Annotated in this window: 23 protein-coding genes; 11 read left to right on the plus strand and 12 right to left on the minus strand. The window is 37.2% G+C overall.

Annotation, left to right across the window (positions count from 1 at the left end):
• Positions 1-70: 70 nt before the first annotated feature.
• The 3 genes from addB to COL05_RS19685 are packed head-to-tail and all read left to right on the plus strand — an operon-like array spanning position 71 to position 7608.
• Complete coding sequence (gene addB / locus COL05_RS19675; RefSeq protein WP_098669830.1) at positions 71-3586, plus strand: helicase-exonuclease AddAB subunit AddB; 3516 nt, start codon at positions 71-73, stop codon at positions 3584-3586.
• Positions 3583-7308, plus strand: a complete 3726-nt coding sequence (gene addA, locus COL05_RS19680) for a helicase-exonuclease AddAB subunit AddA (protein WP_098669831.1) — start codon at positions 3583-3585, stop codon at positions 7306-7308. Before addB ends, addA begins: the two co-directional genes overlap by 4 nt.
• A gap of 12 nt (positions 7309-7320) precedes the next feature.
• Positions 7321-7608, plus strand: a complete 288-nt coding sequence (locus COL05_RS19685; RefSeq protein ID WP_098669832.1) for an RNA polymerase alpha subunit C-terminal domain-containing protein — start codon at positions 7321-7323, stop codon at positions 7606-7608.
• An 80-nt stretch (positions 7609-7688) separates the two neighbouring features.
• On the opposite strand, the gene gerPF is transcribed toward COL05_RS19685, so the two are convergent.
• From gerPF to COL05_RS19720, 7 genes are all read right to left on the minus strand, one after another.
• Positions 7689-7904 (minus strand): spore germination protein GerPF, encoded by a 216-nt coding sequence (gerPF, locus tag COL05_RS19690; RefSeq protein WP_001141566.1) that lies wholly within the window; start codon positions 7902-7904, stop codon positions 7689-7691.
• 42 nt (positions 7905-7946) lie between these two features.
• Entirely contained in the window at positions 7947-8333 is a 387-nt protein-coding gene (locus COL05_RS19695) for a spore germination protein GerPE (protein ID WP_002194453.1), read from the minus strand.
• Between the two features lie 15 nt (positions 8334-8348).
• Positions 8349-8543 (minus strand): spore germination protein GerPD, encoded by a 195-nt coding sequence (gene gerPD, locus COL05_RS19700; RefSeq protein WP_001102342.1) that lies wholly within the window; start codon positions 8541-8543, stop codon positions 8349-8351.
• Positions 8544-8549: 6 nt separating this feature from the next.
• Positions 8550-9164 (minus strand): spore germination protein GerPC, encoded by a 615-nt coding sequence (gene gerPC / locus COL05_RS19705; protein WP_001070752.1) that lies wholly within the window; start codon positions 9162-9164, stop codon positions 8550-8552.
• A 68-nt stretch (positions 9165-9232) separates the two neighbouring features.
• Positions 9233-9439 carry a spore germination protein GerPB gene (gene gerPB / locus COL05_RS19710; protein ID WP_001012508.1) on the minus strand — a complete coding sequence of 69 codons (207 nt, stop codon included), beginning with the start codon at positions 9437-9439 and terminating at the stop codon, positions 9233-9235.
• 14 nt (positions 9440-9453) lie between these two features.
• Entirely contained in the window at positions 9454-9675 is a 222-nt protein-coding gene (gene gerPA / locus COL05_RS19715) for a spore germination protein GerPA (protein WP_001111188.1), read from the minus strand.
• 96 nt (positions 9676-9771) lie between these two features.
• Positions 9772-9951 carry an aspartyl-phosphate phosphatase Spo0E family protein gene (locus tag COL05_RS19720; RefSeq protein ID WP_098258255.1) on the minus strand — a complete coding sequence of 60 codons (180 nt, stop codon included), beginning with the start codon at positions 9949-9951 and terminating at the stop codon, positions 9772-9774.
• Positions 9952-10197: 246 nt separating this feature from the next.
• Here COL05_RS19720 and COL05_RS19725 point away from each other — a divergent pair, with 246 nt between their 5' ends.
• A complete protein-coding gene (locus COL05_RS19725) occupies positions 10198-11097 on the plus strand; it encodes a fumarylacetoacetate hydrolase family protein (protein ID WP_180233471.1) in 900 nt (299 codons plus the stop codon).
• Between the two features lie 35 nt (positions 11098-11132).
• On the opposite strand, the gene COL05_RS19730 is transcribed toward COL05_RS19725, so the two are convergent.
• Entirely contained in the window at positions 11133-11417 is a 285-nt protein-coding gene (locus COL05_RS19730) for a hypothetical protein (RefSeq protein WP_098669834.1), read from the minus strand.
• A 110-nt stretch (positions 11418-11527) separates the two neighbouring features.
• The gene (gene rocD, locus COL05_RS19735; protein ID WP_000616655.1) at positions 11528-12718 is read right to left on the minus strand and encodes an ornithine aminotransferase; all 1191 of its coding nucleotides are present in this window, start codon (positions 12716-12718) and stop codon (positions 11528-11530) included.
• A gap of 150 nt (positions 12719-12868) precedes the next feature.
• On the opposite strand from rocD, the gene COL05_RS19740 reads away from it, so the two are divergent.
• Positions 12869-13234, plus strand: coding sequence for a YisL family protein (locus COL05_RS19740; protein ID WP_098669835.1), 366 nt, complete (start codon positions 12869-12871; stop codon positions 13232-13234).
• 128 nt (positions 13235-13362) lie between these two features.
• On the opposite strand, the gene COL05_RS19745 is transcribed toward COL05_RS19740, so the two are convergent.
• Positions 13363-13917, minus strand: coding sequence for a DUF2777 domain-containing protein (locus tag COL05_RS19745; RefSeq protein ID WP_098669836.1), 555 nt, complete (start codon positions 13915-13917; stop codon positions 13363-13365).
• A 238-nt stretch (positions 13918-14155) separates the two neighbouring features.
• Here COL05_RS19745 and asnB point away from each other — a divergent pair, with 238 nt between their 5' ends.
• The 3 genes from asnB to katB all read left to right on the plus strand — a co-directional run bounded on the left by asnB (position 14156) and on the right by katB (position 18676).
• Positions 14156-16003 (plus strand): asparagine synthase (glutamine-hydrolyzing), encoded by a 1848-nt coding sequence (gene asnB, locus COL05_RS19750; RefSeq protein WP_098669837.1) that lies wholly within the window; start codon positions 14156-14158, stop codon positions 16001-16003.
• Between the two features lie 187 nt (positions 16004-16190).
• Positions 16191-17150: a ferrochelatase gene (gene hemH, locus COL05_RS19755; protein ID WP_098669838.1), complete on the plus strand. Its 960-nt coding sequence runs from the start codon at positions 16191-16193 to the stop codon at positions 17148-17150.
• 59 nt (positions 17151-17209) lie between these two features.
• Positions 17210-18676, plus strand: coding sequence for a catalase KatB (katB, locus tag COL05_RS19760; protein WP_098669839.1), 1467 nt, complete (start codon positions 17210-17212; stop codon positions 18674-18676).
• A 216-nt stretch (positions 18677-18892) separates the two neighbouring features.
• On the opposite strand, the gene COL05_RS19765 is transcribed toward katB, so the two are convergent.
• Positions 18893-20125 carry an ammonium transporter gene (locus COL05_RS19765; protein WP_098669840.1) on the minus strand — a complete coding sequence of 411 codons (1233 nt, stop codon included), beginning with the start codon at positions 20123-20125 and terminating at the stop codon, positions 18893-18895.
• Between the two features lie 219 nt (positions 20126-20344).
• Between COL05_RS19765 and COL05_RS19770 the strand changes: the two genes are divergently transcribed.
• The 3 genes from COL05_RS19770 (at position 20345) to COL05_RS19780 (ending at position 23131) form a co-directional block, all read left to right on the plus strand.
• A complete protein-coding gene (locus COL05_RS19770; RefSeq protein ID WP_257152583.1) occupies positions 20345-21640 on the plus strand; it encodes an alpha-amylase family glycosyl hydrolase in 1296 nt (431 codons plus the stop codon).
• Positions 21641-21828: 188 nt separating this feature from the next.
• A complete protein-coding gene (locus tag COL05_RS31970) occupies positions 21829-22014 on the plus strand; it encodes a hypothetical protein (RefSeq protein ID WP_098669848.1) in 186 nt (61 codons plus the stop codon).
• A gap of 214 nt (positions 22015-22228) precedes the next feature.
• Complete coding sequence (locus tag COL05_RS19780; RefSeq protein WP_098669842.1) at positions 22229-23131, plus strand: helix-turn-helix domain-containing protein; 903 nt, start codon at positions 22229-22231, stop codon at positions 23129-23131.
• A gap of 491 nt (positions 23132-23622) precedes the next feature.
• Here COL05_RS19780 and COL05_RS19790 read toward each other — a convergent pair whose 3' ends face one another.
• Positions 23623-24114 (minus strand): YajQ family cyclic di-GMP-binding protein, encoded by a 492-nt coding sequence (locus COL05_RS19790; RefSeq protein WP_074543150.1) that lies wholly within the window; start codon positions 24112-24114, stop codon positions 23623-23625.
• Positions 24115-24410: the final 296 nt, after the last annotated feature.

Consider the following 24410-nt stretch of genomic DNA (forward strand, 5'->3'; position numbering starts at 1 on the left):
TTTTTCGTGTCCTATAATACAATTATAGTAGCAAACTAACGTTCGTTATGTAAGTGAAAGGTGGGGTTACATGTCACTTCGATTTGTGATTGGTAGAGCGGGAAGTGGAAAAAGTACACTTTGTTTACACGAAGTGCAAGAAGAGTTAAAGCAACGTCCAAGAGGGGAAACAATATTATATCTTGTGCCAGAACAGATGACATTCCAAACGCAGCAGGCATTAATTAGTAGTGAGGATGTAAGAGGTTCTATTCGGGCACAAGTTTTTAGTTTTTCACGATTAGCGTGGAAGGTGCTGCAAGAAGTTGGTGGAGCGAGTCGTCTTCACATTGATGAAGCGGGCGTACATATGTTACTTCGTAAAATTGTAGAATCTCGTAAAGATGGATTGTCGGTGTTCCAAAAAGCAGCGGAGCAAAACGGTTTCTTTGAACATCTTGGCAGTATGATTGCGGAGTTTAAACGTTACAATGTGACGCCATCTAACGTATATGAAATGTGGCAACAATTAGATGCACATAGTAGCAGTGCCGAACAAAAACTATTAGCGAATAAAGTGTATGATTTACAACTACTATATGATGATTTCGAGCGTGCTTTAATCGGAAAATATTTAGATTCAGAAGACTATTTGCAATTACTAGTGGAAAAGCTTCCGCAGTCTGAATATGTAAATGGAGCTGAAATTTATATAGATGGATTTCATTCCTTCTCACCGCAAGAACTAGAAATTGTAAGACAGCTTATGATTTGCGGTGCGAGAGTGACAATCACGTTAACACTAGATGAAAAAACGTTAGCGCAGCCAGTAAATGAACTAGATTTATTTTATGAAACGACGTTAACGTATGAAAAAATAAAACAAGTAGCGCGTGAAGAGAAGATAGAAATTGAAAAAACAATTCCACTTATGGAACAGCCACGTTTTCATTCGCAATCATTAGCGCATTTAGAAGCGCACTACGAAGCACGACCAAATGAAAAGTTTCATGGAGAAGCAAGTGTAACGATTCATACAGCCGCGAATTTACGAGCGGAAGTAGAAGGCGTTGCTCGTGAAATTCGTAGGCTTGTGGCAGATGAAGACTATCGTTACCGAGATATTGCGGTTCTTCTTCGTAACGGAGAAAGTTATTACGATGTAATGCGAACGTTATTTACAGATTATAATATCCCGCATTTCATCGATGAAAAACGCCCGATGTCACATCATCCGCTAGTAGAATGCATTCGTTCTGCACTCGAGATTATTAGCGGGAATTGGCGTTATGATGCAGTGTTTCGCTGCGTAAAAACAGAACTTTTATATCCATTAGACGTAAGAAAAGAAACGATGCGCGAAGAGATGGATGAATTTGAAAACTACTGTTTAGCGTACGGTGTACAAGGAAAGAGATGGACTTCTGAAGATCCATGGATGTATCGCCGCTATCGTTCTCTTGACGATACGGACGGGATGATTACAGACAGTGAACGTGAAATGGAAGAGAAAATAAATCGATTGCGTGACGTTGTAAGGACGCCTGTTATTCGTATGCAAAAAAGACTGAAGCGCGCGGGAACAGTTATGCAAATGTGCGAAGCTGTTTACTTATTTTTAGAAGAGCTGGACGTTCCGAAAAAACTAGAAGCATTACGTATTCGTGCAGAAGAGAGCGGAGATTTCTTATTCGCGACAGATCACGAGCAAGTATGGGAAGAAGTAATGAGTCTTCTTGATACGTTCGTTGAGATGCTTGGCGAAGAAAAAATGTCACTTTCTATGTTCACCGACGTTATGTCGACAGGTCTTGAGGCACTTCAATTTGCCAACATTCCGCCGTCATTAGATCAAGTGTTAATTGCGAATATTGATCGTTCAAGATTATCAAATGTGAAAGCAACATTTGTTATTGGCGTAAATGAAGGTGTGATTCCAGCGGCACCGATGGATGAAGGGATGCTTTCTGATGAGGAAAGAGACGTTCTTAGTGCAGCAGGTATCGAATTAGCACCAACGACGAGACAAACTTTATTAGAAGAACAGTTCGTTATGTATCAAATGGTAACGAGAGCAACTGAGAAATTATACATTTCATGCCCGCTTGCAGATGAGGAAGGAAAAACGTTACTTGCTTCTAGCTTTATTAAGAAAATAAAGAGAATGTTCCCTGATGTGAAAGATACATTTATTACAAATGACGTAAATGATTTATCACGTTCGGAACAAATTTCATATGTAGCAACGCCAGAAGTAACGTTGTCATATGTAATGCAGCAACTACAGACGTGGAAGCGATACGGATTTGAAGGGAATTTAGATTTTTGGTGGGATGTCTATAATTTCTACGTTACTTCAGATGAATGGAAACAAAAAAGTAGCCGCGTATTATCAAGCTTATTCTACCGAAATCGTGCGCAAAAGCTAAGTACAGCTGTAAGTAGAGATTTATACGGAGATAAAATAAAAGGAAGCGTTTCTCGTATGGAATTATTTAACCGTTGTGCGTACGCTCATTTCGCGCAGCACGGTTTATCGTTAAGAGAGCGCGACATTTTCAAACTGGATGCGCCAGATATCGGAGAATTATTCCATGCAGCGTTGAAGAGAATTGCGGACAGGTTGTTACGTGAAAACCGTACTTGGGCGGATTTATCGATAAAAGAGTGTGAGCATCTTTCTGTTTTAGTAATAGAAGAGATTGCACCGTTATTACAAAGACAAATTTTATTAAGTTCAAACCGTCATTTCTATTTAAAACAAAAACTTCAACAAATCATTTTCCGTACGTCAATCATTCTTCGTGAGCACGCGAAATCAAGTGGTTTCGTACCAGTTGATTTAGAAGTACCGTTCGGTATGGGCGGTACAGGATCGCTTCCGCCGATGGAATTCTCATTACCAAATGGTGTGAAGATGGAAGTAGTTGGCCGTATTGACCGTGTTGATAAGGCAGAAGATGCAAACGGGACATACCTCCGTATTATTGATTATAAATCGAGCTCAAAAGCGTTAGATTTAACGGAAGTGTACTACGGATTAGCACTTCAAATGTTAACGTATTTAGATGTTGTTACTTCAAATGCACATACGTGGATGAAAAAAGGCGGCACGGCATCACCGGCTGGTGTGCTGTACTTCCATATTCATAACCCGATCGTTGAGGTGAAAGGTGACGCATCTGAAGCGGAAATTGAGAAAGAGATTTTAAAGAAATTTAAAATGAAAGGACTCGTACTAGGAGACACTGACGTTGTTCGTTTAATGGATAACAAACTTTCAACAGGAAGCTCTGATATTATTTCTGCTGGTCTGAAAAAAGACGGTAGCTTTAGTGCGCGTTCGAGCATTGCAAGTGAACAAGAGTTTAACGTACTGCAAAAATATGTACACCATACGTTTGAAAACATCGGAAAAGATATTACAGAAGGCGTGATCGATATTGCTCCTTATAAAAAAGGGAATAAAGCGGCGTGTACGTTCTGTAACTTCAAATCTGTTTGTCAGTTCGATGAATCACTTGAAGATAACCAATTCCGTACGCTAAAAGATATGAAAGATAGCGAAGCGATGGAGAAAATTAGAGAGGAGGTTGGCGGAGAATGATAGAAAATTGGCCTAAAAAACCAGAAGGTAGTCAGTGGACAGATGACCAGTGGAAAGCCGTTGTAGCGAACGGACGTGATATTTTAGTCGCGGCAGCAGCTGGTTCAGGGAAAACAGCAGTATTGGTTGAACGTATTATTAAAAAGATTATAAATGAAGAAAATCCAGTCGATGTCGACCGCCTGCTCGTTGTAACATTTACGAATGCAGCGGCGCAAGAGATGAAAAACAGAATTGGGGAAGCGTTAGAAAAAGTATTAATTGATGAGCCAGGCTCTCAGCATATTAGAAAGCAGCTGAGCCTATTAAATAAAGCTTCTATTTCGACGATCCATTCCTTTTGTTTACAAGTAATTAGAGGATACTATTACATGCTTGATGTTGATCCTCGTTTCCGCATTGCGAATCAAACGGAAAATGAATTGTTAAAAGAAGAAGTGCTAGATGACATATTAGAAGAAGAGTATGGAATTGAAGATAATACGATATTCTTTGAACTCGTTGACCGTTATACGAGTGACCGTAGCGATGATGATTTACAGCGTATGATTTTAGCACTTCATACAGAATCAAGGGCACATCCAAATCCGGAAAAATGGCTCGATAAATTAGTAGAAGCATACGACGTGGAAGGAAAGACAATTGAAGATTTAGTGTACGCTTCTTATTTATTAGAAGATGTAAGATTCCAGCTTGAAACAGCGGAACAGCATATTCGTAAAGCGACGGACCTCGCAATGCTTCCTGACGGTCCAGCGCCTCGCGTTGAAACACTGCAAGCAGATTTAGCCTTACTTGGAACGCTATCATCAGCTGCTCGTGAATCGTGGACAAGTGTGTATGAAGCGATGCAAAACGTATCGTGGCAAACGTTAAAGCGTATTAAGAAAAGTGATTACAATGAAGATGTTGTAAAACAAGTAGATTCTCTTCGTAATAAAGCGAAAGATGAAGTGAAGAAATTACAAGAAGAGCTATTTAGCCGCAAACCTGAAAGTTTCTTACGAGATTTTCAAGATATGCATCCTGTATTAGAGAAGCTTGTTCAACTTGTAAAAGTATTTACCGAGCGTTTCCAAGCAATGAAGCGAGATAAAGGAATGGTCGATTTCACAGATTTAGAGCATTTCTGTTTACAAATTTTAAGTGAACAAAGTGAAAATGGTGAAATGAAGCCATCTGCAGTAGCGCTTCAATATCGTAATAAATTTGCTGAAGTATTAGTTGATGAATATCAAGATACGAATTTCGTGCAAGAATCGATTATTAAATTCGTAACGAAAGATTCTGAGAGTGAAGGAAACTTATTCATGGTAGGTGACGTAAAGCAGTCGATTTATCGTTTCCGACTAGCAGAACCAGGATTATTCTTAGGAAAGTATAAACGCTTCACACAAGAAGGATTAGGCGGCGGAATGAAGATTGATTTAGCGAAAAACTTCCGTAGTCGTCATGAAGTATTAGCAGGTACGAACTTTATCTTCAAACAAATTATGGGCGAAGAAGTCGGAGAAATTGACTACGATGCTGACGCTGAATTAAAGTTAGGTGCTAGCTATCCAGAAGGTGAAGATGTAGCGGCTGAACTACTATGTATTCAGCAAACGGAAGAAGAAGTGCCAGAAGGTGAAGAAGGTGCCGAAGTAGAAAAAGCACAGCTGGAAGCTCGACTTATGGCGCAGCGTATTAAAGCGATGGTTGATTCAGGTTATGAAGTGTATGACCGTAAAACGGATAGTATGCGCCCTGTACAATACCGTGACTTCGTTATTTTGCTTCGCTCTATGCCGTGGGCGCCGCAAATTATGGAAGAGTTAAAGTTGCAAGGAATTCCAGTATACGCTGATCTTGCGACTGGTTACTTTGAAGCGACAGAAGTAAATATAATGATGAACGTATTCCGCGTGATCGATAATCCGATGCAAGATATTCCGCTTGCAGCAGTGCTTCGTTCACCAATCGTTGGATTAAATGATGAAGAACTTGCAACGCTTCGTGCTCACGGGAAAAAAGGCTCGTTTTATGAAGTGATGAGCTCATTCTTAAAAGGAGCACCGCTTGAAGAAGAACGAGAACTACATGATAAATTAGAGTGGTTCTATAACTTACTACAAGGATGGCGTGAATTTGCACGCCAACAGTCACTTTCTGATTTAATTTGGAAAGTGTACGGTGAGACAGGTTATTACGATTTCGTTGGCGGTTTACCAGCTGGAAAGCAAAGACAGGCAAATTTACGCGTACTATATGACCGTGCAAGACAATATGAAGCAACATCGTTTAGAGGATTATTCCGCTTCTTGCGTTTTATTGAACGTATTTTAGAACGCGGTGATGATATGGGTACAGCGAGAGCTTTAGGTGAACAAGAAGACGTCGTTCGTATTATGACGATTCATAAAAGTAAAGGACTAGAGTTCCCAGTCGTATTCGTAGCTGGGCTAGGTCGTCGTTTTAATACACAAGACTTAATGAAACGTTTCTTACTGCATAAAGACTTCGGTTTCGGTTCACAATTTATTGATCCTCGTAAACGTATTAAATATACGACATTATCGCAACTTGCGATTAAACGTAAAATGAAGATGGAATTAATTGCGGAAGAAATGCGCGTATTATACGTAGCGTTAACTCGTGCAAAAGAAAAGTTAATTTTAATCGGTACAGTAAAGGATGCAAATAAGGAAATGGAAAAATGGCTTGATGCGAGAGAGCATAGTGAATGGTTATTACCAGACCATATACGTGCCGGAGCGTCTTGTTATTTAGACTGGATTGCACCTTCATTATATAGACATCGTGATAGTGAGATGCTTCTTGAATTAGGACAAGGTAGTATTCCGGCTGAAATTTATGGGTACGACACGAGCTGGAAAGTAGAAGTTGTTGACGGTAACACGTTACTCGCGCCAGAACCGGTTCAAGAAGAGAAACAAGAATTATTAGAAGCGCTTCGTGAGAAAAAAGCTGTTCCCCTGCAAAGTGAACGAAAAGAAGAAGTGTATGACAGATTAATGTGGAAGTACGGATATGAGGAAGCAACATCTCATCGTGCGAAACAGTCTGTTACAGAAATAAAGAGAAATTATCAATCTGAAGAAGGTAGCGATAATGCCTTTATTAAAAAATTACGTGCACCAATTAAAACGCGTCCTCGTTTTATGGAGAAAAAGGGATTAACGTACGCAGAGCGTGGAACCGCAGTTCACGCTGTTATGCAGCATGTTGATTTGAAGAAGCCGATTACGATTGAAGTTCTTCAAGAGCAAATTGCTGGAATGGTAAATAAGGAATTATTAACATTCGAGCAGGCGGAAGAAATAGCGATTGAAAAAGTAATTTCATTCTTTGACAGTGACTTAGGTAAAAGGGTATTAGCGGCGAAAAGCGTTGAGCGTGAAGTGCCATTTACGATGATGCTTGCAGCAGACGAAGCATATCAAGATTGGCAAGGGAAGAGCGGAGAATCGATTCTTGTCCAAGGGGTTATTGACTGCATGATTGAAGAGGAAGACGGCATCACTTTAATCGATTTTAAAACGGATACGATTGAAGGGAAGTTCCCAGGCGGATTCGATCAGGCGAAACCAATTTTAGAAGATCGATATAAAGTGCAGCTTTCTTTATATGCAAAGGCACTTGAAAAAAGCTTGCAACATCCTGTGAAAGAGAAATGCTTATACTTCTTTGATGGCAACCATGTTGTAAAAATTGAAGAATAGAGGGATTTGAAAATGGTGACGGAAAAAACGTTAAGAACGTGTGAAAAAGGACATGAATACTACAAAAGTAGCGATTGTCCAACTTGCCCAACTTGTGAGAAAGAAAAGAAACCAAAAACAGGATTTCTTTCACTTCTTTCATCACCAGCACGAAATGCGCTAGAGCACCATGGAATTCACACGATAGAAGAACTCTCAAAGTATAGTGAAAAAGAAATTTTAAAACTACATGGTATGGGACCTGCGTCTATGCCGAAGCTTAGAAAGGCTTTGGAGGAGAATGGGTTATCATTTAAATAAAATGAAACAGTAAACAGTGGAGTTTTTGATAAACTTGAATGAGGTAAAAGAAAAAAGTAGGAGATATTCTCCTACTTTTTTTACGCTGTTCCAATTTGATCTTGATCGGCCACATCAGAATCAAACGTATTTGTTGCACTAACACCGTTAAACGTATTCACGACAAATCCAACATTGGAAGCTCCGGAACCATTATAAGCTTTCGTATTTTCTTTCGGAGACACGTTATAAAAATCTCCTAAATTGAAAGAACCATTACTGTTTTGAACGACGAGATTTCCAACAACAGAAGGCATACCATCCACCTACTTTACTAAACTTTGTAATTACTATATGAATTATTGAGCGGAAGGTTCATCCGTAATATATTGGCGAATTTGCATAATACGAGAGTTATTAAAAACATAATCAACATTTCCAATTTGAAATCCACCAGAGTTTAAAAGTGTGCGCAATTCAACGTTATTCACTTCAATAAAAGGACACTCATTTATAATGTTTAATTTTACATCTGTCGTTCGTTTCGGGATTGTAATGTATTCATCGGTAAAGATTTCAAATGCATCTAAGCGACCTTCGTCTTTTATATAACAAGGAATTTCTCGGTGAACAGCAAGAGCTCTACTTTTTAATTCCATTTGATTTGCGTCTCCAACTTGAAATACGGCAGCAATACCTAAAGAAATAATAGAAACATTTTCGACAATAGATACATGATGTAACATAATTTCTCAGTCTCCTTAACCTGGAGTAGGAGGGACATCTGTAACTAACGGTACAAACGGACCCTCTGTAACAGTTTCAAATGGTGTATCAAGAATAGAAGATAGTATGAGGAGATTTGCATCTCCAATTAAAAAGAGTGCGGACGACGATACACCGTTCATTTTAATCTGTCCGACTTTCAATTCACGATTTACAACGTTAACATTCATACATACTTACTCCTTTCGGAAATTGCCCGGTATGTGTTGAATAAAAGATAGAAAGGCTTTATCGATATCTTGTTTCATTGCTTGAATAATGATATCTCGTAAGTAATCTGGATCTGTTGAAATCCCTTCATATGACTGCGCTTGTGATAAATAATAAGGAAGTCTATGCTCCATTTGTTTTTTTATGTCATCCACCATCATTTGTCGATACATTTCATCGAGCGGTGTTCTCTCTTCTTGTTCAAAATGGAGAATTCGGCTATATGCTTCTTCATCTAAGTAACGATGCATTTCTTGAAGGATGCCTTGGTAAAAGTCTGGGTTTGTTTCAGTTTCAGGATTGACCTTCAAAGTTTCTGTATCAACTTGAAAATCCTCGATTTGTTGCCCTTTTGCTGAAAATGGGTTTAAACCAATATTTAAAGTACCATTTAAATTTTCTACTTTTAATTGATCGAATTTGTATTCCACTTTTCCTACAGAAGAGGAGGGGCGATTTTTTAATTCGTTAAGCTCTTCTTGTAGTTGGCGCACTTGATCCTCTAAATTCAGGATGGATGCTTGTTGTATTTGAAGAGCTTGTTGAAGTTGGTGTAAGTAAGTATATATATCTTGATTCATTTTGTGAAACCTCCTTTTCAATAGGGAGGGTAAATACATTCCTGCTATATATTTATGACAAGGATGTCTTAAGAAGAACTAGTTGATGGTTTGATAGAAATAATTTGTCCTTTCGCCTGCAATGGACGAAGGGGCTCTGTAAATCCGCCAGTATTCGAGAATTTAGATAGAGCTTTAATACTTCCAGCAGTACCAATTTGAAATACAGAAGAGGTTGTAATGCTATCAATTTTAATGCTGTTAATGATGATGCTTTGGTTTACATAAAAATTCAATACAATCGCCCCCTTTAAGTTGAACCAATTATCGCTTGATCAACGACATCTGAATCATTAACAGTCGTTGCACTTTGATAATTGTAGACAGAAACGTTATCTCCAACATTAAAAGAGCCGGCCCCAGCGAAAGCGCGTGAATAACTAATAGGCCTAATCGCAAATACATCTCCAATATGAAAAATACCACTTGATCCAATATTGACGATACGAATATGTCCGACCATAGCTGGCATACAAAACACCTTTCGTTTTTAAAATTTTCTTTTCTACTATTGTATGGGCGTTTTCAATAAAATGTGTGTTTTTTTGAAATAAAAGAAACACACACGTTATTGCGTGTGTGTTTCGAGTGTTTGATTAGGGTGAAAATCCGTATGTACATGCCAAATTACATTTAAGAGCTTGTCCAGTTCCTGGCTACAATCCACTGTTTTTTGAGAAGTCATTCCATAGCGTTCAGCAAAATAAATCATTTTTTCACGTTTTTTTTCAATCGCTTGCTCAAACATTGAAATCGGCTCCATCTCTAAATGAAATTTTTAGTATATATGTAGTACATATTATACAAAAAAACCATAAAAAAGAAATGCCTTCGCTAAAAAAAGTAAAATTTCTACATTTTATGCCAAATGCATAGGAGTAACGAATAGGATATGAGAAGAATATTGTAAAAATTAGCGTGTATGAGAAGGTTTTTTTCTTACGGATGCGAATACAATTAAAGGGTATGAGTTTTAGGATGGAGAGTGGAAATATTGCGTTTTGTAACGGCGAAAAAAGATGAAAAGGTATTTGTAGGTATTGTGGATGAAGAGGAAGAGAAGGTATTGCACTTAAGAGAAGCGCAAAGGCAAAAAGGGGAAAAGGTTACAGTTCCAATCACAATGTTAGAGTGTATTGAAAAAGGAACCGAATGTTTTGAAAAAATATGTGATATTGTAAATTGGGCAAAGGAAAATGAAGGAACGGCGTATTACCCGTTAACTGAGGTGAAAATATTAGCACCAATTCCAAGGCCAAGGAAGAATATTTTGTGCGTTGGAAAAAATTATCGTGAGCATGCGATAGAAATGGGCGGAGAAGAGTCAATTCCAGAAAATATAATGATCTTCACGAAAGCGCCAACGACAGTTATTGGAATGGATGAAAAAATTAATAGTCATCCCCACGCAACGAATGAACTAGACTATGAAGGCGAACTAGCTATCATCATCGGTAAGCGAGGGAAACAAATAAAAAAAGAAAAAGCGCTTGAGCATGTTTTTGGTTACACCATTATAAATGACATAACTGCTCGCGACATTCAAAGGAAGCATAAACAATTTTTCCTTGGAAAAAGTTTCGATACATTTTGTCCGATGGGACCGTATTTAATTCATAAATCAATGGTTGAAACGCCAAATGCGTTACACATTGAAACGGTAGTAAATGGAGAGATAAGACAAACTTCAAATACAAATAAAATGATTTTTTCACTAGAAGAAATTATTTCAACGATAAGTAAAGGTATGACGTTAGAACCAGGAGATATTATCGCAACAGGAACGCCGGCTGGAGTCGGCAAAGGTTTCACACCACCGAAGTTTTTGCATGCGGGTGATGAAGTGGTCGTTACAGTAGAAGGAATTGGTACTTTGCGAAATGTAGTGAAATGAAGAAAAGGGCTATCTTATTAATAGATAGCTCTTTTCTATGGTCTTGGGTGATAGAGGTAATCGATAACGGAAAAGGTATAAAGACCAATTAATGCAAGTGTACAAATGCCAAATAGTATAACCGTAAGTGCGCTTTTTTCTCGTCCAAAACCAATGATAGTAAGAATAACAGTAGTCCAAAATGATGCTTTCAGTAGTGTGAATGTAGTGGGAGTTGAGTAGTGACTAAGCGATGTTACGGAAAGTAGGAAGCCAAAGAATGTAACTAAAAGAAAAGATGTAGCTAAATAGTTAATATGTTTGCCATATCTCAATAACATATCGTACCTCCTTTGTGGAATTAAAATACAGAAAATTACAAACTTATTTTAATATAAATCAATATAAAAAGAAAGAGGTTGTCCTAACGTGTAGGACAACCTCTCTATTATTACGATAATACAGCTTTAATTTTTTGGAATGCCCACTCTAAATCTTCTTCAGAGATTACTAGAGGTGGTGCGATACGAATTACGTTTTCGTGTGTTTCTTTACATAACAGACCAGCTGCTTTTAGTTGTTCACAGTAAGGACGAGCTGGTTCGTTTAATTCGATACCGATAAATAAACCTTTACCGCGAACCTCAGTAATCATTGGGTTATCAATCTCTTTTAATTGCCCAACTAATTTTTCTCCTAATTGAAGAGAACGCTCTGTTAATTTCTCTTCTTCTAACACTTCAAGAGCTGCGATAGAAACAGCACATGCAAGTGGGTTACCACCGAATGTAGAACCGTGAGAACCTGGCTCGAATACGCCTAAAATGTCGCGGTTTGCTGCTACGCAAGAGATTGGGAATACGCCGCCACCAAGCGCTTTACCAAGTATGTACATGTCAGGAGTTACACCGTCCCAGTCACAAGCAAATACTTTACCAGTACGACCTAAGCCAGTTTGGATTTCATCTGCTACAAATAAAACGTTTTCTTTTTTACATACTTCAAGAGCTTCTTTTAAGAAACCAGCTGGTGGGATGTTAATTCCTGCTTCACCTTGAATAGGCTCTAAAATGAATGCAGCTGTGTTTGGTGTAATAGCAGCTTTTAACGCTTCTAAATCACCGTAAGGAATTACAACGATACCAGGAAGCATTGGACCGAATCCACGCTTGTACTCTTCGTTTGAAGACATAGAAACAGCACCCATTGTACGTCCGTGGAAGTTATCTTCACAAACGATAATTTCAGCACGGTTTGCTTCTACTTTCTTCACATCATAAGCCCAGCGGCGAGCTGTTTTAATTGCAGTCTCAACAGCCTCTGCACCTGTATTCATTGGAAGTACCATTTCTTTATTAGTTAGTTTCGCAACTTTTTCGTACCAAGGACCTAATTGATCGCTATGGAAAGCACGAGAAGTTAACGTAACACGATTAGCTTGGTCAATTAAAGCGTTAATAATTTTTGGGTGACGATGACCTTGGTTTACTGCAGAATATGCACTTAATAAGTCCATATAGCGGTTTCCTTCAGGATCTTCTACCCAAACGCCTTCTGCTTTAGAAATAACGATCGGAAGTGGGTGATAGTTATTTGCTCCGTATGTGTCTGTAAGTTCGATAATATCCTTAGTTTGAATCATGATTGTTCCCCCTTTTGTTATTACAAGAAGTTTGTAAATACTCTAAATATTATATCATTTAAATGTAAAAAAGCGAAACATTTCCTGAAAATAAATGAACATGTTATCATATAGAGTGAAAAAGTGTGAAAAGAGGAGGTAAGGGATACGATGGTACATATGCATATTACAGCATGGGCGTTAGGTTTAATTTTATTCTTTGTTGCGTATTCACTTTATTCAGCAGGAAGAAAAGGTAAGGGTGTACATATGGGGCTTCGTCTTATGTACATTATCATTATTGTGACAGGTTTCATGTTGTACATGAGTATTATGAAGACAGCAACAGGTAGCATGCACATGTGGTACGGTCTAAAAATGCTAGCTGGTATTTTAGTTATCGCTGGAATGGAAATGGTTCTTGTGAAAATGAGCAAGAACAAAGCAACAGGGGCATTTTGGGGATTATTTATTGTTGCACTAGTAGCAGTATTTTACCTTGGATTAAAATTACCAATTGGTTGGAAAGTGTTCTAATAATAAATAAAACCACCTTATAATCTCAAAGACTTGGGAGATAAGGTGGTTTTTTACTTTATCCCGTAAATACCCGATTGTTGAAGACTAATAATCAGTGGGATTGCCTTGCTAATTAAAGTTTCACTTTATGGCGCATCAATATGCAACTCTTCTCCGTTTACTTTCGTAAAACGAAACATATTTTTATTTGACGTAGCGTGACGAACGAAATGGTGCTGCAATGTACAAATCATCTCTTCGTTATCAAATAAAAGAATATTTACTCCTTCGCATGCCTCCTCTTTCGGTAAGAAAGATAAATAATTATGACAATACATGCAATCATATAAAGAGTAATGAAGGGATTGCAATGATTCCGTTAATAATGTAAAGACAGAGTCAGGTAACTCCTCAAGCCATTCCGTATAACTAAGAAGTAATTTTTTTCGAATGCGTATCATTTCCCCGTTTTGCAGGTGGTGCTGTTCGTTGGCGATTTGTAATACATCTTGTTCATAGAAACGAGCTGGTAGCCAGTTGTTGTTATATAAAATTTCAAAGCCATCACCGGCAATATCTTCTAATAAAAATGCTTCATCATTTTCATCATCAAAGAATACCCATTCATTGTTTATATATTCTACATTACCGACTGTATGAGCGCGGGGCTGGTTATATAAAATATGGTTACGTTGTATCATACATGATTTCTCCTTTATGAAAAGTAGTTATTTCTGTTATAGACAGTTCATGCGTTCTTTATAACTAGACACATCTAGACATAGGTGGGCATACAATAAAACACGTTTTACTGAGTGAAAATGCTATTCCGTATGAGGATAGTAGGTTATCGTTAAGTTTTTCATTTTTTAATCCGCACTCTTAGGGTGGAGATTACTGCACGTTCAAGAAAAGAAATAAGATGGAAGGATGATTTATATGTGCGGGATTACAGGATGGGTGGATTATAAACGCTCATTAGAAGGAGAACGGGACGTCGTTACAAAAATGGCTGAGACGTTAGCGAAGCGTGGTCCAGATGATAATAAAGTTTGGATTAAAGGTAATGTTGCATTTGGACATAAACGGTTAATCGTTGTTGATCCTGAGGGTGGGAAACAACCGATGACTTGTTTAAAAGATGAAACGAATTATGCAATTTGCTATAACGGTGAACTGTATAATACGGAAGATATTCGAAAGGAATTATTAAGAAGAGGATATACGTTCAAAGGTCATTCTGATACGGAAGTATTATTAGCGTCGTATATGGAATGGAAAGAAGAATGTGTCGATCATTTAAACGGTATATATGCGTTTGCCGTATGGGATGAACAGAAAGAACAAGTGTTTATCGCGCGAGATCGATTAGGTGTAAAACCGCTATTTTATAAATACGATAGTAGGCGATTACTATTTGGTTCAGAATTAAAAGCGATACTGGCGCATCCAGATGTGAAGGCGGAAGTAACGTTAGAAGGGTTATCCGAAATATTTGGACTTGGACCATCTAGAACCCCTGGTCACGGTATTTATGCCGGTATAAAAGAGTTACGTCCAGGTCATGCGATGACATTTTCAAAGAACGGTTTATGCATATGGAGATATTGGAATGTAGAAAGCAAAAAGCACGAAGACTCCTTTGAAGAAACCGTAGAGAAAACACGCTTTTTATTACAAGATGCGATTACAAGGCAGCTCGTTTCTGATGTACCACTGTGCACTTTTCTATCAGGTGGTGTAGATTCGAGCGCCATTACAGCGATAGCTGCGAAAGAATACGCAAAGTCAGGAAAAGGACAATTACACACATACTCTGTTGATTATGAAGATAATGACAAATACTTTAAAGCGAATGCGTTCCAGCCAAATTCAGATGCACCATTTATTCATTTGATGACGGAGACGTTTCAAACGATTCATCATCGATGCGTCATTTCAAATGAACAATTAGCACAGTATTTAACAGAAGCTGTACTCGTTCGTGATTTGCCTGGTATGGCAGATATTGATTCGTCATTATTATGGTTTTGTCGTGAAATTAAACAAGATTTTGTCGTCGGTTTATCGGGGGAATGTGCAGATGAAATATTTGGTGGTTATCCGTGGTTTTATAGAGAAGATGATTTGCAATCGAGTGCATTTCCGTGGATGCGCTCTACAAAAGCACGTGAACAACTGTTAAAGAAAGAGTGGAGAAATAAATTAAACCTACAACAATATGTACAGCAGCGCTATGAAGAATCCATTCAAGAAGTTCCTATTTTAGAGGGAGAAAGCCCAATTGAAGCAAAGAGACGACAGTTATTTTACTTGAACATGGTATGGTTTATGACAACATTATTAGACAGAAAAGACCGTATGAGCATGGGGGCAAGCTTAGAGGTACGCGTTCCATTTGCGGATCACCGACTTGTCGAATATGCGTGGAATATTCCTTGGGAAATGAAAATGTATAAAAATCGCGAAAAAGGTCTATTGCGTAAAGCGTTAGAAGGATTACTTCCAGATGACATCTTATATAGAAAGAAGAGCCCGTATCCGAAAACACATAATCCGCACTATACGAAAGCAGTAACAGTATGGCTGCAAGATTTATTAACGGATAAAGGATCAATTTTACACGAACTGTTTGATAAAGAGCAGCTAAGCGGATTAATTGAGTCAGGCGGCAGTGCATTTCAATCACCTTGGTTCGGTCAATTAATGACAGGCCCTCAACTTTTAGCTCATTTAGCGCAAATTCATGTTTGGTTTAAAGAGTATGGAGTAAACATTAAAGAATAGGACAAAAGCGACTTACTTTTACGTAAGTCGCTTTTTATTAAATAAATTGTCAAATAAAATTCAAAATCATATTAGAAAAAATACTTATTTAGAATAATTATTTTGACGTACTTATTATTAGTTGTTATAATTGGAAACAAATGTTCTTGAAAAAGATTCTCATTTATAAAATTGAGGTGTTATATAGATGACAAAGAAAAAAATAGGTTTACTCGTAATGGCGTATGGAACGCCAGAATCATTAGATGATGTAGAAGCGTACTACACACATATTCGCCACGGTCGTAAACCTTCTGAAGAGGCACTCCAAGACTTAATCGGGCGCTATAAAGCGATTGGCGGAATTTCACCACTTGCAAAAATTACGAAAGAGCAAGCGCATAAATTAACAGATTCTATGAATAATATATTTACAGAGTATGAATTTACTTGTTACTTAGGCTTAAAACATATTGCCCCATTTATAGAAGATGCGGTAGAAGAAATGAAGAAAGACGGAATTGAGCAGGCGATTAGTATCGTATTAGCACCGCACTATTCTACATTTAGCATTAAAGCGTATAATGACCGTGCGATTCGTCTCTCGGAAGAAATCGGTGGTCCAGTTATTGAACCAATTGAACGATGGTACGATGAGCCGAAATTTATTTCGTATTGGGCAGATCAAATAAAAGAAACATTTACAAAGATTGAAGATAAAGAGAAAGCAGTCGTAATTTTTTCAGCACATAGTTTGCCAGAAAAAATTATTGCGGCAGGTGACCCTTATGTAGAACAATTACAGCATACAGCGGATTTAATTGCAGCAGCTGCAAAGATTCAAAACTATACAATTGGTTGGCAAAGTGCCGGAAATACACCTGATCCATGGATTGGTCCGGATGTGCAAGATTTAACGAGAGATTTATTTGAAGACCGTGGATATGAATCTTTCGTATATTGCCCAGTTGGCTTTGTCGCAGAGCATTTAGAAGTTTTATATGACAATGATTACGAGTGTAAAGTTGTAACTGATGAATTAAACGTATCATATTTCAGACCAAATATGCCAAATTCGCAATCTGTATTTATTGATTGCTTAACTGAAATTGTTTCCAAAAAAATGAAAGAAATAGTTGACAAGAAACTAGTTTTGAATAATAATTAATTTATAATAATTTTAAATAAATAATAATTACTATGAGATAAAGAGGAGGATCCCCCTAAATGAATCCAAATAATCGCTTAACAACAAATCAAGGTGCTCCAGTTGGAGATAACCAAAACTCTCGTGCAGCTGGTCGCCGTGGACCGGTATTATTAGAAGACTATCATTTAGTAGAAAAACTTGCGCACTTTGATCGTGAACGTATTCCGGAGCGTGTTGTGCATGCGCGTGGTGCAGGTGCTCACGGTGTATTCGTAACGAAAAACAGCATGAAGCAATATACGAAAGCAGCATTTTTACAAAATGAAGGAACTGAAACGCCTGTATTTGTTCGTTTCTCAACGGTTATTCATGGTCAAGGTTCTCCAGAAACAGCTCGTGACCCACGTGGGTTCGCTGTTAAATTTTATACAGAAGAAGGAAATTACGATATCGTAGGGAACCATTTACCCGTCTTCTTCATTCGTGATGCAATTAAATTCCCTGATATGGTGCATTCTTTAAAACCAGCACCTGATACAAACATTCAAACGCCAGATCGTTATTGGGATTTCATGACGTTAAGTCCGGAATCTACACATATGATGACGTGGGTATTTTCTGATTACGGTACACCAGCGAGTTATCGTGAAATGGAAGGTTTCGGTGTCCATTCATTTAAATGGATTAATGCAGAAGGTAAAATCGTCTATATTAAATATCACTGGAAACCACAGCAAGGTGTACGTAACTTAAGTGCAAAAGAAGTGCAAGAAGTACAAGGAAAAGACTTCAACCATGCAACTCGTGACTTGTTCGATGCAATCGAAAAAGGAAATTATCCAAAGTGGGATTTACACGTACAAGTGATGCAACTAGAAGAAACGGATTCTTTAGATTTCGATCCATTAGACCCAACGAAAGTATGGCCAGAAGATCGCTTCCCATTAATTGAAGTAGGGACAATGACGTTGAATCGTAATCCGAAAAACTTCTTCGCGGAAGTAGAGCAAGTGGCATTCTCTCCAAGTGCAACTGTAAATGGTATTGAACCATCTGAAGATAAATTATTACAAGGTCGTTTATTCTCTTACCCAGATACGCAGCGTTACCGTCTTGGTGCGAACTATTTACAAATTCCTGTAAATTGCCCATACGCAGCTGTTCATAACCAACAACGTGATGGTGCCATGCAAATCAATCAAAACCCATCTACAATCAACTACGAACCGAGCCGTCATGCTGAAAATCCAGTTGAAGACAAAGCTTACCGCGATTCAACTATGAAAGTAGAAGGCTACGTATCTCGTGAAAAAATTGACAAACCAAATGACTTTAAACAAGCAGGTGAGCGTTACCGTTCATTCTCTAAAGAAGAGCAAGACAACTTAATTGCAAACTTAACAAATGACTTAAAAGACGTAAATGAACGTACGAAATTACTAGCTGTTTGTAACTTTTTCCGTGCGGATCAAGAATACGGTATGCGTTTAGCGCAAGCGTTAAATGTTGATATTACGCAATATGTGGGAAATGCTCCGAAATAAATAGGAAAAGACGACTGTGAACCGGTCGTCTTTTTTATGTAAAATCACGCCGGGGTATTTTTCATTTTCGTCATGTCGTAATTCGTTGGTAAATCGATATATTTGAAAAATCGTCGATATATCCGAATAATCGCCGGAATACCAGATAGGGTATGTTGAGGCGACAACTACAATAAAAAGAGATGCAATCTACTACTAATAGATTGCATCTCTTTTTTAGTTCGCTCGCTCCGTATATTCATAAGCTTTCTCCCCGTGCATCGAAATATCAAGTCCCATATGTTCTTCATGCTCATCAACCCGAACAGGGAGGAAGACGTTGATCGCTTTAATAATGGCGTACGTCATGATGATCGTGAATGCATATGTTGCGCCGATTGCTACAACTTGTTTAAACAGTAAAGCGGCGTTTCCGTAAAATAATCCGTTCGCGCCATCAGCATTTACAGTAGTAGTTGCAAATAGTCCTGTCGCAATGCCGCCCCAAGTTCCGCCGATGCCGTGGCATCCGAATGCATCGAGTGTGTCGTCGTATCCGAATTTTGTTTTTAAGAAAAAGACCGCTCCGAAGCATAATACGCCGCCGATTGCTCCGATAAGAAGAGCGGAGAAAGGTGTAACAAACCCGCAAGCTGGCGTAATAGCGACTAAACCGGAAACGACTCCGCAAGCAGCTCCCATCGCAGTCGGCTTTGATTGGAAGAACCATTCTGAAAGCATCCAAGTTAATGCGGAGGCAGCAGCGGCTATATTTGTATTAATAAATGCGGTTAAAGCTACGTCATTTAAAGATAATGCGCTACCGACGTTAAAACCGAACCAGCCGAACCATAGTAAACCTGCACCTAGCATCGTAAATGGTAAATGGTGAGGAGAAGGACCGTTTATATTTTTTCGTTTTCCGAGGAAAATAGCTAATACAAGGCCAGCGACACCAGATGTAATATGAACGACATTACCACCAGCGAAGTCTAACGCGCCAAGTTCTCTTAGCCATCCGCCAACGCCCCATACCCAATGAGCGACAGGATTGTATACGATTGTTGTCCATAGAAGGATGAAGATAAGGAAAGCTGAAAATCGCATTCTTTCGGCGAATGCACCTGAAATTAAAGCGGGAGTTAAAATAGCAAACATAAGCTGGAACATCATAAATAAATTGTGAGGAATAGTGGATGAGTAGTCTGGATTTGGTGCGTAGGTAACTCCGTTTAAACCGAACCAATCGAGTGTGCCAATTAGTCCGTGTAAATCTGGTCCAAATGATAAAGAATAACCAATTACAATCCATTGAATCGAAACGATAGCCATTGCGCTGTAACTATGCATTGTCGTACTAAGTACGTTTTTACTGCGAACCATGCCCCCATAAAAAAGTGCCAATCCTGGTGTCATTAACATGACCATTACCGTCGTTACAAACATAAAAACAGTATCTCCCGTATTCATTTTCTCTCCTCCTATAATGTTAGAAAAAATAACATCTATTCGTTATGTTTCATATCATATTCGAAATAAAAAGAAAAATCAACTAAAAATTCAGAAAATTTCTTGATTAATGTTAGAAAATCTAACATGTGATAATTTGAGAAGAATGAAATCAACGTATGCGATTCGTTTGGATAATTGGTATAATATTCTTACAATTAAAAAACATGGGGGATGCGTGTGGGGAAAATACATACTAGGAAACTGTTCATTTGTTTTTGTTTAGCTGTCGTTTTATTTGTACCAATACATACGTTTGCAAATGAAAAAAGAGAGTGGCGAGACGAAGTTATATATTCTATTATGATTGATCGCTTTAATAATGGAGAACCGAAAAATGACAAACAGTTAGAAGTTGGTAATTTAGAAGGATATCAGGGCGGAGATATAAGAGGGATTATAAAAAGACTGGATTACATAAAAGAAATGGGCTTTACCGCTGTTATGCTTTCTCCGCTTTTTGAAAGTGGAAAGTACGATGGATTAGACGTACGCAATTTTCAAAAGGTAAATGAACATTTCGGAACAGAAAATGATGTGAAAGAACTTGTACAAGCAGCTCACGCAAAAGGAATAAAAGTTGTACTTCAATTTCCGCTTGGAGAGAATGAACAACAGGTAATTGATGCAATGAAATGGTGGATAAAAGAAGTTGATTTAGATGCAAGTTATGTAATACATAATGAAAAAAAGCCGCGTTCCTTTTGGGATAATGCGCAAAAAGATATGCAAGCGATAAAGAAAGATTTTCGTATTATGATAAAAGAAGATAGTGAATACAACGAAAAAATAGTAGGAGCGTTTTCTAAAGCGGACGTATCGGTGAAACCTTTATATGATGTGAGTAAAAAAGACGGAGCAGCCGCTACATTTTTAGATGATCAAGATACAAAAAGATTTGCTCGTATTGCAAAAGAGAATATGAATTATCCACCATCTCGTTTGAAACTAGCTCTTACATATTTATTAACAACACCAGGTATTCCGAATTTTTATTACGGAACTGAAATTGCATTGGATGGAGGAGGTACGCCAGATAATAGACGATTAATGGACTTTAAATCAGATGAAAAGTTTATGCAACACATAACGAAACTCGGTGAGCTTAGACAAGCGAGACCATCTTTACGCCGCGGTACGTTTGAGCTTCTATACGATAAAGATGGAATGAGTGTACTAAAGAGAAAGTATAAAGATGAAGTGACAGTAGTAGCGATTAATAATACGAAAGAAACACAAAAAGTTGCTTTACCTGTAAGTGCAATTGGCGAAAAACAAGAGTTAAGAGGATTGTTAGAAGATGAAATTATAAGAGAAGAAAAAGGAAAGTTTTATCTTGTTTTAAAACGTGAAGAGTCAAATGTGTATAAAGTTAACGGAGAAACAGGTGTGAATTGGCTATTTATTTCTTTAATCGTCGGTGTGAACGTATTGTTTATTGCATTTTTACTTGCGGTTAAAAAGAGACGGAAATGAGTAGCATTTTTTTAGTAGTTCTTCTTTAGTTTAAGGTGGTGAGGTATTTGCGAAAAAAGAAGTGGTTCGCTATATGCTTATGTGTTTTTATCCCACTTTAATGGGCAGTAAGACCCCCGCCTCCAAATGCAGCGAAAGCAAAGACGTTAGGTGGGGGTCGGGCTGCCCATNNGTCCGATTGGTGAGGGCTGATTAAAGTTTCACTTTATTTTTGGGACAACCGTGATGATGGGGAATTTGTTCGGTGGGGCGATAGTGTTCATTCTGTTGATACGGCAGTTCTGAAGAGAAACGATATAAAATATAAAATCGAAAATGATCAAGTATACATTCCTAAAAAATCATTTGATAAAGCAATTTGGTGTTGCTCTTAATAAGTGCGAAATCTCGAGGGAAACAGGCTAAGGAGAAAACTTTCTCCCTAGCTTGTTTTTCTGTGAAGTAAGGCTCACACCTCGAAAGGCAGCTGAGTAAAAAAGTGAAAAGACCGATAGGGGAAACAATAATTGTAAATATACTAATTTTACATTACATTAAAGGGTGAAAAATATTCTGTTACTCATTGAGGGCTATATTTGAGGAGGAAAAATGGAATTTTACGATTTGGGTATTACCATTAAAGAACTTAGAATGAAAAAGAATATATCACAATCTGAATTGTGTCATGGAATATGTTCGCAAAGTCAAATAAGCAAAATAGAAAAAGGTATGATTTATCCATCTAGCATATTGTTATATCAATTATCTGAAAGACTTGGTATTGAACCAAATCATATTTTCGCACTAACTCAAAACAAAAAACTAAAATATGTAGAAAATGTAAAATGTGTAATGAGAGATTGTACAAAACAAAAACAATATAATGAACTTTATGAAATAGTGAAACAAGAGAAAAACGAAAATAATTTCCAGTTAAAAGAAGATAAACAATTTCTAATATGGCATGAAGCGATTGCTATATTTTATGTGAATAAATCAATAAAAACTGCTTTAAATCTTTTAAATAATGCACTAAAACTAACTGTAACGAATGGTGATTTTTTATCAGAAAGAGAAATAGATATTATGCAGTCGATGGCTATATTTCATTGGGCAAATAAAGAATATGAAAAGAGTATTACTATATTAAGAAGATGTTTAACTAATTTTAATACGTTAGATTTCCCTAGAGATAAAGAGGTTAAATTAAAAATCATTTTTAATTTAGGGAAAATGTTAGGTCATGTAAATCAACATGAAGAGGCAATAAAATACAATGATATGGGTATTAAATTAGCTATTAATCTAAATACTTTATATTTATTAGGCGAATTATACTATGGGAAAGCTTGGAACATGCTAAAGCTGAAACAATGTAATGAAGAAGATATAGCTGATAATATGAAAAAAGCATTATTTATCTTTGAACTAACAGAAAAAGAAGATCTGATAAAAATAGTTAAAGAAAAATATTTTGAACAACAAAATAAAAAAATCACTCATAATTTCTGATGAACATCTTATTATTTTCTATAAAAAAAACACCTTATGGTGTCTTTTTTTATGACTTATATCATCAATTATTACAGTTCGTAGGTTTCTTATACCAAGCTTTGTTGATGTATTTACAATTCGCAGGTGTTGAAGTTTTAGATGTATCCTCAGGTGTAGTTATATTATTAGAACACCCTGTAATATATAGACAGAATGTAGTTAATAAAAAACATAGTATTAATTTCTTCAAATAACCACTTCTAACTCTTTTTAATTAACATTTTTCATAAAACAAATTCTTTACTAATTTTACATTACAGGAAAGGGTGGAAAATATTCTTATACTCATAATTTGTTACATTTGATTGGGGAGGAGGCTGTTGCCTCGATTTTTAAAAAGGCCTTCTTCATTTATGCATAATAATTAAACCCTTATTCTAATTATCCGATTGCCCGTAAGCTTAGACTTTTACACGCTAAAAAGAAAAACATCCNNGATGTTTTTCTTTTTAGCGGTAGTTAATGAATTGTACGTCAATCGGTAAATCAGCACTACGAACTGCAGCGATAACTGCTTGTAAGTCATCACGGCTTTTCGCTGTAACACGTACTTGGTCATCTTGTACTTGTGTTTTTACCTTTAACTTCATTTCTTTAATGATGTTGTTAATTTTTTTTGCGTTATCTTTATCGATACCTTGTTGAAGTGTTGCACGTTGGCGAACAGTGTTACCAGCTGCCGCTTCAATTTTTCCATAATCTAAGTTCTTAATTGGAACGTTACGTTTTACAAGTTTAGAAATAAGAACGTCTTTTACTTGTTCTAATTTAAACTCGTCGTCAGAAGTTAAAACAAGTACTTCTTTTTCTAATTTAATATCACTTTTGCTTCCTTTAAAGTCATATCGGTTTTGGATTTCCTTTAATGCAGTGTTAATTGCGTTTGTTACTTCAGGTAATTCTACTTTCGAAACGATGTCAAAAGAACTATCTTTTGCCATAGTTAGCACCTCCAAATAAATTTCTAATCTTTTTATGTACTGTACATACTAAAGTATAGCTGAAAACGAGCTTAGACTTAAGTGTTTTCATACTTATATTCATGTAACCTCATTTTATTATAGTGAATTTTGGGCAGTTGGACAAATAAAGGAAAAATCGTGTTATAATTAACTTTTGTTTGGAATGATAAAAATATAAAAAAGTTCATTTTACCCCGCATTAACGGGCAGTAAGACTCCCACCTCAAAATTCGACTGTATCAAAGAAGGGAGGCGGGAGATCAACTGCCCGTAAA

The sequence above is a fragment of the Bacillus sp. AFS059628 genome, assembly GCF_002571225.1.
In the GTDB taxonomy this organism is placed as follows: Bacteria; Bacillota; Bacilli; order Bacillales; family Bacillaceae_G; genus Bacillus_A.

Coding starts and splice junctions, on each gene's coding strand:
- addB (WP_098669830.1), top strand. CDS start 71: ATGTCACTTCGATTTGTGATTGGTAGAGCGGGAAGTGGAAAAAGTACA.
- addA (WP_098669831.1), top strand. CDS start 3,583: ATGATAGAAAATTGGCCTAAAAAACCAGAAGGTAGTCAGTGGACAGAT.
- COL05_RS19685 (WP_098669832.1), top strand. CDS start 7,321: ATGGTGACGGAAAAAACGTTAAGAACGTGTGAAAAAGGACATGAATAC.
- gerPF (WP_001141566.1), bottom strand. CDS start 7,904: ATGCCTTCTGTTGTTGGAAATCTCGTCGTTCAAAACAGTAATGGTTCT.
- COL05_RS19695 (WP_002194453.1), bottom strand. CDS start 8,333: ATGTTACATCATGTATCTATTGTCGAAAATGTTTCTATTATTTCTTTA.
- gerPD (WP_001102342.1), bottom strand. CDS start 8,543: ATGAATGTTAACGTTGTAAATCGTGAATTGAAAGTCGGACAGATTAAA.
- gerPC (WP_001070752.1), bottom strand. CDS start 9,164: ATGAATCAAGATATATATACTTACTTACACCAACTTCAACAAGCTCTT.
- gerPA (WP_001111188.1), bottom strand. CDS start 9,675: ATGCCAGCTATGGTCGGACATATTCGTATCGTCAATATTGGATCAAGT.
- COL05_RS19720 (WP_098258255.1), bottom strand. CDS start 9,951: ATGTTTGAGCAAGCGATTGAAAAAAAACGTGAAAAAATGATTTATTTT.
- COL05_RS19730 (WP_098669834.1), bottom strand. CDS start 11,417: ATGTTATTGAGATATGGCAAACATATTAACTATTTAGCTACATCTTTT.
- rocD (WP_000616655.1), bottom strand. CDS start 12,718: ATGATTCAAACTAAGGATATTATCGAACTTACAGACACATACGGAGCA.
- COL05_RS19740 (WP_098669835.1), top strand. CDS start 12,869: ATGGTACATATGCATATTACAGCATGGGCGTTAGGTTTAATTTTATTC.
- COL05_RS19745 (WP_098669836.1), bottom strand. CDS start 13,917: ATGATACAACGTAACCATATTTTATATAACCAGCCCCGCGCTCATACA.
- asnB (WP_098669837.1), top strand. CDS start 14,156: ATGTGCGGGATTACAGGATGGGTGGATTATAAACGCTCATTAGAAGGA.
- hemH (WP_098669838.1), top strand. CDS start 16,191: ATGACAAAGAAAAAAATAGGTTTACTCGTAATGGCGTATGGAACGCCA.
- katB (WP_098669839.1), top strand. CDS start 17,210: ATGAATCCAAATAATCGCTTAACAACAAATCAAGGTGCTCCAGTTGGA.
- COL05_RS19765 (WP_098669840.1), bottom strand. CDS start 20,125: ATGAATACGGGAGATACTGTTTTTATGTTTGTAACGACGGTAATGGTC.
- COL05_RS19780 (WP_098669842.1), top strand. CDS start 22,229: ATGGAATTTTACGATTTGGGTATTACCATTAAAGAACTTAGAATGAAA.
- COL05_RS19790 (WP_074543150.1), bottom strand. CDS start 24,114: ATGGCAAAAGATAGTTCTTTTGACATCGTTTCGAAAGTAGAATTACCT.